We start from the raw sequence: 12,284 nt of genomic DNA, 5'->3' as shown, positions 1-12,284 counted from the left end.
TGAAACGCTGGATCGCCTTTCCTCTTGCCCTTTTTTGCCTGATTAGCCTGTTCTTCATTGCCAGCGCGACGCCCATGCGGGCGCAAGATAACCCCACAGGAGAGCCAACAATGACCCCCGCCCAACGCTATGCAGGCAAGGTAAACGCCCCCGAATTTCCCGCCGGCATGGATTGGATCAATGTTGATGCCCCACTCACCTTGCGGGCGCTAAGGGGGAAAGTTGTCTTGCTCGATTTCTGGACGTATGGCTGCATCAACTGCATCCATATCATCCCCGATCTGAAACGGTTGGAGGCAGAATTCCCTAGCGAACTTGTCGTGATCGGCGTTCATTCGGCAAAGTTTGAGAACGAAGGGCAAACAGAGAACATCCGCCGCATTGTCCAGCGCTATGGCGTGGAACACCCTGTCGTGAACGATCACGAGTTCGTCATTTGGCAAACCTACGCGGTACGGGCGTGGCCCACCTCCATGCTGATTGATCCACGTGGCAAAGTTCTCGGTTATTACAGTGGCGAAGGTGTGTACGATGCGCTGCAACCGGTGATCGCGGACATGATTGCCGAGTTCGACGCCCTAGGGGAAATCAACCGCACGGCGCTGCCCCTGAACCCCGAAACAGAAAAACGGGCTGCCACCGCGCTTGCCTTCCCCGGCAAAGTCCTTGCCGACCCGCTTGGAAACCGTCTGTTCATCGCAGATAGCAACAACAACCGCCTCATCGTCGCTGCGCTGGATACTTATGCCGTACAAGCGGTGATCGGGGGGCGGGCGGAGGGATTCACCGACGGCGATTACGCCACAGCACGCTTTGATTACCCGCACGGCATGGCGCTGGATGGGACGATACTCTACGTTGCGGATACGGGCAACCACGCCCTTCGCGCTGTTGATCTGGCGGCAGGTGCGGTGACGACCATTGCTGGCACAGGGACGCAGGCGAACACCTTTGAATCCCGTCTGCGCGGCGGCGCGGCGCTGGAAACGCCCCTCAATTCCCCCTGGGACGTTGTGTTCTATGGAGGGAAACTCTATATTGCCATGGCGGGGCATCATCAGTTGTGGGTGATGGACATTGCCGCTGGCGAGGTGCAGCCCTTTGTTGGCAGCGGGCAGGAAGGCTTGGTGGACGGCGTTCACCGCGAGAGTCTTCTTGCCCAACCAAGCGGGATCACGACTGACGGTACGTACCTTTACTTTGCCGATTCTGAAGCAAGTGCGATTCGGCGGGCGGCACTTGATCCGGCGGTGGGCGGTGTGACAACCCTTGTTGGGACGGGCTTGTTCGATTTTGGCGATGTCGATGGCGTGGGTGACGCTGTGCGCCTTCAACACGCCCTCGGTGTCGTCTATGCCGAAGATGGCAAGCTCTACGTTGCCGATACCTACAACAGCAAGATCAAGGTCATTGACCCAACAACGCGGGAAAGCCTGACCTTTGCGGGCAGCGAGGCGGGCTTTCAGGATGGGCAAACGGGAGCAGATGCGCGGTTTGACGAACCGGGCGGGATCAGCTATGCGGCGGGGAAACTCTACGTTGCCGATACGAACAACAGCCTAATCCGCATCATTGATCTAACCACCCGCCAAACAACCACACTCACCTTTCCCGACGAAACCGCTCTCTTGAAGGACGCCTCCGCTGCGGGTGGGGCAGGGACAAGCAGTCCGGGTGAGTTTTTCGGGGAGGTGTTCCGCCTTGATCCGGTCACCGCCGCCCCCGGTGCGGGGACGGTTGTCGTGAACATCACCCTTCCCGAAGGCTATAAAATGAACGGGCAAGCGCCCTTTCGGATGGTGGTCTATACGAATACACCCATCGTCAGCGTTGCCCCAACAGAGAACAACCGAATGATTCTCGCCCCAGAAGAACCCGTCACCATGCCAGTGACCTTCCAAGAAGGCAGCGCTGAGGTAACGGTGGATGCTGATGTATTCTACTGCGAGGCGGTCAATGAGTCGCTGTGTTTTCCGGCAAGCTATCGTTTTGTCGTCCCGCTGACGGTGACGGTGGGCGGTGCGCCGACCGTCACCGTGAACCATAAGGTGATTCCCCCTGTGCTGCCGGAGGGCAGTCTGGGAGGGAATTAACCCGCACCTTCGATGCACCCTTTTTGTGGCGGGATCAGGCGAATGTGCGAGAGCGTGTCCCTACGAATGGGGACTCATGGTGAGATGGAGGCGTTCCGGCTACACTAGTCCCTCTCGAAGGACTCTATACCCGAAGGGACGCATCCCCATGATCCAAACCTTTCGCCGGAGTTGGATGTTGGTTAAGGCAAGCGCCGAGGTGCTGCGCAAAGACCCTGAACTACTGGCACTCCCGCTCATCTCTGGTGGGGCGCTCATCGCCATTATCATCGTCTTTGCCCTGCCCCTTTTTGGCTCAGGGTTGCTCCAAAACATTGCCACACGGAACACGATCACCTTAGGGCAAATCCTGACGACCCTGTTCGTCGTGATTCTGTTCTATATCGTCACCTATGTGATCGTCGTCTTTTCCAATGCGGCGCTCGTTGGGGCGGCGCTCATCCGCTTGGAGGGGGGTAACCCCAGGTTGGAGGACGGACTGAAGGTTGCCCGTGAGCGCTTTCGGTCAATCCTCGGCTATGGGCTGATGGCTGGCTCGGTGGGGATGGTTATGCGCTTCCTCAAAGAGGAGCGCAGCACAGGTATTGGCTCAGGCGTACAAGCGGTGCTGGGGGGGACGGCGTGGGGTGTCGCCACGACGCTGGTGATTCCCATCCTCGTTACCGAAAAACTGAATCCCATAGAGGCTCTGAAACGGAGCGTCAGCCTGCTACGAAAGGCGTGGGGACATAACCTCCAAACACGGCTCAGCATTTCCGCCGCCTTTGGGATCATTGCGTTGGCGTTGGCGGTCTTTCCGGGGCTGCCCATGATTGTGATTATCTTCGGCGCACGCTCTGGTATTTTGACGGTGTTAGGGGCAACACTGCTGCTGCTCATCTATGGGGCGTTGGCGATCCTTGCCGGGGCGCTCAGCGCGGTCTTTCAGGCGGCGCTCTATCGCTATGCAACAACGGGTGAGGTGGCGAAGGGCTTCACCAAAGAGGATTTTAGTGGGGCTTTTGGTGAGGGGCAGGAGTAGTCCTTTATAATTTATGTGGATGTAGGGCAATTACAGGGAGCGCCCGCACCCATCGCCCTTTAGATTGCGTTGCAACCCCATTGAGAATTTGGTGAACTATACCAATGACACCTGAATCCACGCCTTGCCTTGTTTGCCAATCGCCCAACACGGCGGCACTGCGCCCCTACCGAACCACAAAAGCGGCGGATGTTGACTATTTTGGGGCGTTGACCCTAGTCCAATGTGCGGCGTGCGGTGTGTCGTTTGCTCACCCCATGCCGACCCAAGCGACGCTTGACACCTATTATACAACTGCCTACCGCTCGCACGAGAGTGACCGCCGTCTTGAGGACACAAATAACCCATGGGATGGGATGATGGCACGCGCACGCGCCCAACTTGACTTCATCGAACACTACAGTGCGGGCGAAGATCGCCGCACCCGCCCTTTTGAGCGCTGCCTTGATGTGGGAGCGGGGTACGGCTTCTTCCTTGATGAGGTGCAGCGGCGCGGCACAGTGGCGACAACGGCGGTGGAATTGGACACCCACAGCCGCGCCCGCCTCACCGCACAGGGGCATACGATCTTGGATCATCTGCGCGAGGCACAGGGGGAATGGTCGCTGATCGCCTTTTCCCATTTGTTGGAACACATGCCCAATCCGCATCACTTTTTGGCTCAGGTGCGGGCGCTCCTAAGCCCCACTGGGTATATCTTTTGCGAAGTCCCCAACGATACCCACATTGCCGCCGCCCTTGATGACGCCCCTCATCTCGTCTTCTATACGCAAGAATCATTGGTGCGCCTCTTTGAACGGGGGGGATTCGCTATCGTGAAGGTCTCCCTCTGCGGGGTCTCTGATACCCGCCTTCAAAACCTAACCCGCCGCGTACAAGCGCGTCTCTTAGCCCAACCGCCCCGCTTTTTAGAGCGCTGGAATTTCCAGCACTTTCGCTACAGCCACAAGGGGAAATGGATTCGTCTCTTGGCAAAACGAGTGTAGGGACGCGCTACGGCGCGTCCGCACCCCTCATATCGCCCGCCGCTAAAGCTGCGAGCTTACCGCGTGGTAAGCCACGTCCCTTCAAAGGGAAGGATCGAAGCGTCGATGTCAATCAGCGGTCCCAACTCGTAAACATTCCGATAGCCATAGGTGTACAGGGCGATATAGGTGGAAAGGTTCAACGAGGCGGTAGCCATTTTCGAGGGGAAGGGCTGTTCTGCCCCTAAGAAGTTATTGTTGCAATAAATGAGGATGCGCGTGTTCCGGTCTGGGAACATCCGCTGCAAACTCTCCACCGTAATATCGGAAAAACTCAGGTTGACCGCCCCTTTGATATGCAGTTCATCGTAACGTTCTTTGCTGCGGGCATCAAGGATCACCGTTCCTGCCTCACGGCTCATCTCAATAAAGTCGCGTTCGGAAAGCCGTCGCTGTTCACGGTGCCGGGCGGCTTCTTCCGAAATGCTCAAATAGCCATTCATATCAATTGCGGGGTTCAGCGTATCGGCTTGTTCGCCATGGATGCGGATAAAGCTGAAAACACTCATCATCACCAATGCCACAAGGAAAAATCGGGGAATCATCGGGTTGCTCCTGCTGCTAGATGATCTTTTGCTCCATCCTAGCTAACGATGAAGGCAGCCTGAGGGCAGCAGAAGCACACTTCATGAACAGGTTGATGGCGTTCATGTTGGTGGCGTTGGTAAGATGAACGTTAGGGTTGTCCCCTCCCCTTCACGACTTTGGACGCCGATTGTCCCGCCGTGCGTTTCGATAATCGCACGGCTGATGGCTAAACCTAACCCGCTGCCGCCCAAATTCCGATTCCGCGAGCCATCCACGCGGTAGAAGCGGTTGAATAAAAAGGGAAGGTGAGCGGCGGCAATCCCTTGCCCACTGTCCACCACAGCGCAAGTGACCTGCGTTTTCCCCGGCGTAACGACCACCTCAACGGAATCCCCCCGTCGGGAATAACGAAGGGCATTGTCCAGCAGATTATTAAGAACTTGTGTAATCCGTCCCGAATCCGCCCATACACAGACCGGTTGATCGGTAGCGTGCATCGACAGCGGACGGACGCTCAGGCGAATCCCTTTCTTGGCGGCAATCCCTTGAAAATGAGCTACCCGCGTTTGGGCTAGGGCAGTCAGATTAAGCGCCGCTAGGTGCAGATTCAAGCCGCCGCCATCGGCGCGGGCAAGGGTGAGCAGCCCATTGACCAGATCGATCAGCCGCTCGGTTTCCTCAGCAGCGGCGCTGAGGAATCCCTCTCGTGCGCTAAGGTCATCCACTCCGCCATCTTGCAAGGTTTCCATCGTCCCCTTGATCACCGTTAACGGGGTGCGCAGTTCATGACTCACATCAGCTACAAATGCCATTTTCATGTGGTCAGCACGGCGCAAACTTTCCGTCATCTCATTAAAGGCGCGGCTCAAGGCACGCAGATCGGAGACAGCCGAATTGGTGATCAGATGCTCGTTGAGATTGCCCGCTGCTACGTGGTTTGCCGCCTTGCTGATCTGCCGTAGCGAACGCGCCAACCCCCGCGAAAACCCCCACCCCAAAAGAGCAGTCAGCAGCAGAACTAACAGGATAAGTCCGGCGATCTGCCAGCGGGCAGAGGGTGCAAGCGCCGCCCAACCGCTTGGCGGAAGCGGCATGGCAATATAGACAATGCGAGTGATGTCCCCTTCCGCAGCGATTATCGGCACGGCGGCATACAGCACCCGCCGCCCATCTAGGACAGCGCGAATAGCGGTGGCAGGCTGCCCGGCGAAGGCTACCCTAATTTCAGGGCGGCTGAATAGTTCTTGCGGGGAGAGAGTCCCCGATTTGTTTTGCGCCAGTGGGGGAAGCGGCGCGATATTTGCTTGGCTGACCTTTGGCGCACTTTGTAAGGCAATGAGTACCGGACCCTCCTCGGCAAGCATCGTCGTATAAATGCCGGGCAGAGGTTGATCGGAGACCTTGCCTGATTCTGAGTCGATGATGTGCGTGTGAATACCAGGCAGAATGTTTGCCGACTGCGAGTAGGGGATGGCGGGGGGCGGTGCAGCAGATTGCACCGCTTGGGCAGCCAGACGCGCCTGCGCCAAAATGTTCGCCTGCTGCGTCTCCAGATAGGTTTGTTCCAACAATACCCAAGCCAATGGCGCGATCAGCGCAAAGCTGAGCAGGACAATCACGAAATAGCTGAGGGTTAGCAGACGCCCCAAAGAGATCATGCCCCGTCCTCCTGACTGAACTTATAGCCAATACCGCGCACTGCCACAAGGTAATCCACACGGGGATCGGCGGCACGTAGTTTGGACCGAAGCCGTTTGATGCTGCTGTCAACGGTGCGGGTATCCCCTGTGTAAGCGTAGCCCCATATCTGTTCTAACAGTTCCTCACGGGTAAAGACCCTGCCCGGATGCATCAGCAGCCAGTGGAGCAGATCAAATTCCAATTTGCTGAGGTCTAAAAGGGTATCCCCTAGAAAGACCTCACGCCGCTCGGCATCAAGGCGTAACGTGCCTTGAACGGAGACAGCTGCGGGTGGTTGGGAAGAGGCTTGTGGCAGATCAGGAAGGCGGCGCAGAACGGCTTTTATCCGCGCCAAGAGTTCTCGGACACTGAACGGCTTACAGACGTAATCATCCGCACCCAATTCAAGCCCCACCACGCGGTCAATCTCCTCCCCTTGTGCAGTCAGGATGATGATCGGGACGTGGCTTGTCCGGCGGATTTCGCGGCAGACCTCAAGCCCGTCCATCTCCGGCAGCATCAGATCAAGCACAATCAGATCAGGCATAGCGCTGCGCACCATCGCAAGGGCTTGGCGTCCATCAACAGCAAGTTCTACCTCATAGTGCGCTTTTCGTAGGTTGTATGCCAGCAGGTTGCTAACTCCCGGTTCATCCTCCACCACCAAAATGCGCTGTGCCATATCACGAATCCTCCAAGCGTAGGATAGATCAATTGTATGGCAAAACGGCGGCAGAACGATGGCAGGTGGGAATCAGGCTGCGTGTTTGGATGATCCCTCCCTTAATAAACCAATGGTGCAACGTAACGTGCGTAGTTCGTCAAGAAAATTTCTAGAAGAACTCCTATCCCCCGTCTCCTTTCCCCGCACACAGGGAAAGGGGAGAAATTCTGCGGTGAGGGGGATGAGGCAACTGTGTAACGTCTAGGTTTAATAGGACGGTTGCTCTCAGTCCCCCCTTCGGAGTTTGGAAACATACCTTCTCGATCAATCGAGCAATCGAACAGGCGATCCCTAAGCGCGTGCGCATCAAAAAATTGTTCCCAAGCGATGAATCGCCAAAGAAGCGATAACCCGCTATAACCGTTACTATCTAGCAACGATGAGGCTCAGCACGTGGCAAAAGCTCCTGATTATCATTTTCTCTACCTTCCAGCGGCGCTCAGCGCTGATTGGCTCTTTGACGCGGCGCAGCACTATTGGGAACGGTTTCGCCCCATCGTCATCAGCGCCCTTGATCTGATCGATCATCTGCCGCGAGGGAAACGGACGGTGCTGACCGTTCTTATGCGGCGCGATCTTGCCCCTACGGTGCTGGCGGAGGTGAAAAAGCGCTTTCCCCGCCTTGAGCTTGATCCGCTGGTGTACGATGTCGTCCGCGATCTGAAATTGACGCTCGATGGACGGGCAGAATTTGGGCAGCGTTTTGGTCTTTTAGAGGAATCTTCCTAATGCTTTTGAATGAATATCAATGGTCGCGCAACCCACGCGGGATGCATAACTTCAGCGCCGCCTCGCGAATGAGCATTGACGCCCTCAGCCAAACGGGGATGGGGTGGGCAAAACTGGTCACCATTGGTCCCGACTACCTTGATAACGTCCAAGAGATGCTGCGCCGAAACATCACGCCGATTGTGCGTGTTTGGCGTCCGCGTTTTGGTGCCGGTGCCCCAACGAACGATCTGGTCGGCATTTGGCGTGCCTATTACAACATTGGTGTGCGTTGGTTCGAGTTTTACAACGAGCCGAATCTCGATAACGAATGGCAAGAGGGCTTTTTGCCCGATTACCGCGACATGGCGGGGACAATCATCCCGATCATGATGAACTGGCTGAACTTTGCCGAGATCATCATCAACATGGGGGGCTATCCGGCATTTCCGGCGCTTTCAGAATCGATTGGTCGGCATTACGATGCCCCCGGCTGGCTCAACGCAATGATGCTCTACCTTGCCGATAACCACTTTGATCGCTTCCGCGCTATTGCCAATAATGGGCTGTGGGTGGCGACACACCCCTACTTTTACAACCACTTTTATCAGGAAGGGGCGGGTCCGCTCGATCCGCGCCCGGCGGGGGCGCAAAATGCCAATGAGGGCGGCTGGCGCTTTGAATACCCCTATGATCCAATCACCCAAATGGATAAACCTGGTCTCACCGCCTATTCCGGTCCGCCCGACCAGCCCAACGGCGACCCCATCGGCTTGTGTGGGATGGGTCATGCCTTCATGTACAAGTTTCTGACCATGTTTGGTGGCGGGGCGATCCCTGTCGTGGGGACGGAAGGCGGGCTGACGCCCGTCCCGATGTCGGCGGGCGATCACCATCGGCTAGATACGCGCTTCCCGGGTTATACGTGGCACAGTCACGGGGAGGCGACGGTTGCTATGTTCAATTGGATTGTCGATTCCGCTCCCCCATGGTTTTTTGGGGTTACTCTGTGGAAGGAAGATGAGTATTTCGCCAATCCGGGCGGGGTGCTGCCGGCGGTCCCCCGCTTGGCGCAGACGCCCCCCCGTTACAAAAGCGTGCCAGCCCTTGATCCCCTCGGCGGGATTGATCCTCTCGCCGTGCAGCGTGGTCCGGGTCCAATTCACGGGTCGCCCAACTACCATTTTCTGATCCTCGCTCCCGGCTTCAGCCCGGCGTGGTTCTTCCAGCGAGGGCGTGCCTATTGGGAACGCTTCAAGCCGACGATCCTCCCCTCGGTGGAGTACCTAGCGAACATCCCCCACGAAAAAAGCGTTGGGGTGACGATTCTCACCGCGCCGGAGATGTCCACCTTCTTGCGGGCGCAGATCGCAGACCGTTACCCGAACGTATGGATCGACATGCTGCCCTTCACTTCGGCGGACGATGTGGGGGCAGTCCTTGACGAACGGGCAATTCATGGGCGGCGCTTCGGCTAGACAGGGTGAGGTAGAATAGACACGAGAACGAGAACGCTATCCTAACCCCGTGATTCTAAGCATGATGTTAATGTCTCTATCCCTATGTCTATTCTAAAAGCAACCCATCTGAGCAAAGCCTTTGGCGCCGACGACATTTTCACCGATCTCGATATTGACCTGCCACATGGGGCAAAGGTTGCCCTTGTGGGTCCGAATGGGGCAGGAAAATCGACCCTGATCCGCATCTTGATCGGCTTGGATACCCCTTCGAGCGGGGCGGTGACACGGGCGCGAGGGCTGAGCATGGGCTACCTTCCGCAGCGTGCCGAATTCGACAGCAACCGCACCATTTGGGAAGAAATGCTCACCGCCTTTGTAGAGATACGCCAGCAAGAGGCGCAGCTTGTCGATCTTGCTCATGAGATGGCAGAACGCCCTGATGATGCTGACCTACTCAGCCGCTATGGGGAAGTGCAACACGCCTTTGATCTGGCGGGCGGCTACGATTATGAAACGCGCATTCGCCACGTGTTGCAAGGGTTGGGCTTCACGGCGGAGCATTACGAACGCACCCTTCAAACGCTTTCGGGGGGGCAGCAAACCCGCGCCCTCCTCGCCCGTTTGCTCCTCGAAAAACCATCTCTGCTGATCTTAGACGAGCCAACAAATCACCTTGATATTGCCGCAGTAGAGTGGCTGGAATCCTTTTTGAATTCGTGGGAGGGTGCGCTCCTTGTCGTCAGCCATGACCGGTACTTTATGGATCGCGTTGTGACAACGATTTGGGAATTGGATTGGGGCGTTGTCGAATCTTACAAGGGGAACTACAGCGCCTACCTTCGCCAACGGGAAGAACGCTGGCAGCAGCGGATGGAAACCTTTGAGGTAGAACGGGCGCGGCTGCTGGGTGAGCTTGATTACATCAAAAAGAACATCGTCCGCGCCTCGACCAATGCGCAGGCATATGGGCGCCTGCGCCGTCTGAGCCGTGATTTAGTCGCCATTCAGCAGATGGGCGTTGTGGATTACAAGGCGGCAAAAAGTTGGTCGCAGACGGGGATCGGTGGGGTGCGCACCTTCACCGTTGCCGAGGCGGAAACGGCGATCAAAGCGTTCAAGCCGGCAAGCGTTCGCCCGCAATCATCCAGTTTGCGCCTGACCATGAAATCGACCCTGCGCAGTGGGGATAAAGTCCTCATGACACGAGGACTGCGGGTTGGCTATAGCGCCGAGAAAGCCCTGTTCACCGTTCCCGATCTCACACTCTACCGAGGCGAGACGGCGGCGATCATCGGACCGAATGGCGTGGGAAAATCGACCTTCCTCAAGACACTCCTCGGTGAACTGCGCCCCCTCGCGGGGGAGAGCAAGCGCGGCGCACAGGTGACGATGGGGTATTTTGCACAGGCTCACGAACGCCTGAACCCCAAACGGAGTATCTTGGACGAACTGCTGACGGTGCGCAACCTGCCAATCAGCGAGGCACGGGATTATCTTGCCAATTTCCTGTTCACCGGAGAGGATGTGTTTCGCCCCATTGAGACGCTCAGCGGCGGTGAGCGCGGGCGGGTGGCGCTGGCGAAACTTGCCCTTGAAGGGGCAAACCTGCTGCTCCTAGACGAGCCGACGAACCACTTGGACATCCCCGCTCAAGAAGTTCTCCAAGCGATGTTGGATCGCTTTGAGGGAACGATTCTCTTGGTCAGCCATGATCGCTACCTGATTGACGCCCTCGCCACGCAAATTTGGGCTGTGGAGCCGGGGATGTTCACCCCCTTTGATGGGACATACCAAGAGTACGTTGCCCTGCGCGAGGCGCGGCGCGAGGCGGAAAAAGCCGCCCGCATGGGGAAGGGCATCAGCGCGACGAACGGCGCTCAGGGAAATCATGGCACCCAGGGAAAGGGGAAAGAGCTATCCCCCCGCGAACGAGAGAAGCGCATTGCAGCGGCAGAGGCGCAGATTACCCAACTGGAGACAGAGATTGCTCAATTGACTGCTGAGTTGGAAGCAGCTAGCGCAGCGGGGAACATTGATCAGGTGCGAACGCTGAGCGCCGCCTACAACGATGCCCATGCGGTGATGGACGAAAAAATGGCGGAGTGGTCGGCGCTGGCAGAGGGGTGAAGAGGCAGAATAGTAGCGTGATCGCCAATACTAAGCGCCTATCCGTAAATTCGGGTGAAGATGCCTAACCATAATGACCCCACCCCCTTCCGCCCGGCGGATTGAGGGGACTAGGGGGTGAGGGGTTGACCTAAAAATCGTACTATGAGAGGGGTAATCTTAACTCGCTTCGGCGGGGCGACCAGACAGGAATCGCCCCAACACCCCCTGTGAAAGCAGTGCCTTAAAGATGCTTTAATACCGCCGGAATCTGCTCCTCAATAGCGTGGCAGAGGCTCTTTTCCCGCAAATCAGGATTCACATCCATCAACCCCGCCCGAATCACATGAATATCCCGAATCCCACAAAAGCCAAAAATTCCTTTCAGATACGGCTCGTGGAAGTCAAATTGATTCATCGGCGGGGCGGAATAATCCCCGCCAGAGGTCTTGACAATGACCATTTTCCCCTTTGCTAAGCCAACCGGCGTACCGTCTGGAAGGTACTTAAACAGATACCCGGGCTGAACAATCGTATCAATGTAGTATTTGAGGGTGAAGGGGATACCAAGATTCCACATTGGGGCGCTGATCAGGTACATATCTGCCCGCATGAACCCGGCGATGTACCCCTCAATTTCTGTCCATGTCGTCGTCATGGAGGGTTTGATCGCGCTGCCTTGCATCAGCAGATACTTTGCCTCAATCTTATCACCCGCCATGGCTGGCACATCGTGATGGAATAAATCCATCGTCGTGATCGTTAGATCGGGGTATTTCCCGATCAACGCCTCAATAAAAGCGTTTGAAATCCGAAGCGTGTTTGAATGACCGGTGCGTGGCGTTGCCACTAGATGAAGGAGTTCCATGACTATCCCCCTACGAAAATGGGGATCGAGAGTTTTGTCTGCGGGGGGGGAGCGATGAATCGTGGTGATGC

At 56.8% G+C, this 12,284-nt stretch carries 10 protein-coding genes; 6 read left to right on the top strand and 4 right to left on the bottom strand.

Annotated elements, in window-relative coordinates:
* Positions 1 to 110: 110 nt before the first annotated feature.
* The 3 genes from HS103_15050 to HS103_15040 all read left to right on the top strand — a co-directional run bounded on the left by HS103_15050 (position 111) and on the right by HS103_15040 (position 4,100).
* Positions 111 to 2,093, top strand: a complete 1,983-nt coding sequence (locus tag HS103_15050; protein MBE7514115.1) for a redoxin domain-containing protein — start codon at positions 111 to 113, stop codon at positions 2,091 to 2,093.
* Positions 2,094 to 2,241: 148 nt separating this feature from the next.
* Positions 2,242 to 3,114, top strand: coding sequence for a hypothetical protein (locus HS103_15045; GenBank protein ID MBE7514114.1), 873 nt, complete (start codon positions 2,242 to 2,244; stop codon positions 3,112 to 3,114).
* Between the two features lie 104 nt (positions 3,115 to 3,218).
* Positions 3,219 to 4,100 (top strand): class I SAM-dependent methyltransferase, encoded by an 882-nt coding sequence (locus HS103_15040; protein MBE7514113.1) that lies wholly within the window; start codon positions 3,219 to 3,221, stop codon positions 4,098 to 4,100.
* Positions 4,101 to 4,156: 56 nt separating this feature from the next.
* On the opposite strand, the gene HS103_15035 is transcribed toward HS103_15040, so the two are convergent.
* The 3 genes from HS103_15035 to HS103_15025 form a co-directional block, all read right to left on the bottom strand.
* Entirely contained in the window at positions 4,157 to 4,684 is a 528-nt protein-coding gene (locus tag HS103_15035; protein MBE7514112.1) for a rhodanese-like domain-containing protein, read from the bottom strand.
* Between the two features lie 102 nt (positions 4,685 to 4,786).
* The gene (locus HS103_15030) at positions 4,787 to 6,325 is read right to left on the bottom strand and encodes a HAMP domain-containing protein (protein MBE7514111.1); all 1,539 of its coding nucleotides are present in this window, start codon (positions 6,323 to 6,325) and stop codon (positions 4,787 to 4,789) included.
* Positions 6,322 to 7,029, bottom strand: a complete 708-nt coding sequence (locus HS103_15025; protein MBE7514110.1) for a response regulator transcription factor — start codon at positions 7,027 to 7,029, stop codon at positions 6,322 to 6,324. Before HS103_15025 ends, HS103_15030 begins: the two co-directional genes overlap by 4 nt.
* Positions 7,030 to 7,464: 435 nt before the next feature.
* On the opposite strand from HS103_15025, the gene HS103_15020 reads away from it, so the two are divergent.
* The 3 genes from HS103_15020 (at position 7,465) to HS103_15010 (ending at position 11,366) form a co-directional block, all read left to right on the top strand.
* Positions 7,465 to 7,800, top strand: coding sequence for a hypothetical protein (locus tag HS103_15020; protein MBE7514109.1), 336 nt, complete (start codon positions 7,465 to 7,467; stop codon positions 7,798 to 7,800).
* Positions 7,800 to 9,257 (top strand): hypothetical protein, encoded by a 1,458-nt coding sequence (locus HS103_15015; GenBank protein MBE7514108.1) that lies wholly within the window; start codon positions 7,800 to 7,802, stop codon positions 9,255 to 9,257. Before HS103_15020 ends, HS103_15015 begins: the two co-directional genes overlap by 1 nt.
* Positions 9,258 to 9,341: 84 nt before the next feature.
* On the top strand, positions 9,342 to 11,366 hold the full coding sequence (locus tag HS103_15010) for an ABC-F family ATP-binding cassette domain-containing protein (protein ID MBE7514107.1): 2,025 nt from the start codon (positions 9,342 to 9,344) through the stop codon (positions 11,364 to 11,366).
* Positions 11,367 to 11,589: 223 nt separating this feature from the next.
* Here HS103_15010 and HS103_15005 read toward each other — a convergent pair whose 3' ends face one another.
* Positions 11,590 to 12,213: an NAD(P)H-dependent oxidoreductase gene (locus HS103_15005; GenBank protein MBE7514106.1), complete on the bottom strand. Its 624-nt coding sequence runs from the start codon at positions 12,211 to 12,213 to the stop codon at positions 11,590 to 11,592.
* Between the last annotated feature and the right edge of the window lie 71 nt (positions 12,214 to 12,284).

The organism is Anaerolineales bacterium, from assembly GCA_015075625.1.
Lineage (GTDB): Bacteria > Chloroflexota > Anaerolineae > Aggregatilineales > UBA2796 > UBA2796.
This window is presented reverse-complemented; position numbering and strand designations above follow the sequence as displayed.

Coding starts and splice junctions, on each gene's coding strand:
- HS103_15035 (MBE7514112.1), bottom strand. CDS start 4,684: ATGATTCCCCGATTTTTCCTTGTGGCATTGGTGATGATGAGTGTTTTC.
- HS103_15010 (MBE7514107.1), top strand. CDS start 9,342: ATGTCTATTCTAAAAGCAACCCATCTGAGCAAAGCCTTTGGCGCCGAC.
- HS103_15040 (MBE7514113.1), top strand. CDS start 3,219: ATGACACCTGAATCCACGCCTTGCCTTGTTTGCCAATCGCCCAACACG.
- HS103_15015 (MBE7514108.1), top strand. CDS start 7,800: ATGCTTTTGAATGAATATCAATGGTCGCGCAACCCACGCGGGATGCAT.
- HS103_15025 (MBE7514110.1), bottom strand. CDS start 7,029: ATGGCACAGCGCATTTTGGTGGTGGAGGATGAACCGGGAGTTAGCAAC.
- HS103_15050 (MBE7514115.1), top strand. CDS start 111: ATGACCCCCGCCCAACGCTATGCAGGCAAGGTAAACGCCCCCGAATTT.
- HS103_15045 (MBE7514114.1), top strand. CDS start 2,242: ATGATCCAAACCTTTCGCCGGAGTTGGATGTTGGTTAAGGCAAGCGCC.
- HS103_15030 (MBE7514111.1), bottom strand. CDS start 6,325: ATGATCTCTTTGGGGCGTCTGCTAACCCTCAGCTATTTCGTGATTGTC.
- HS103_15005 (MBE7514106.1), bottom strand. CDS start 12,213: ATGGAACTCCTTCATCTAGTGGCAACGCCACGCACCGGTCATTCAAAC.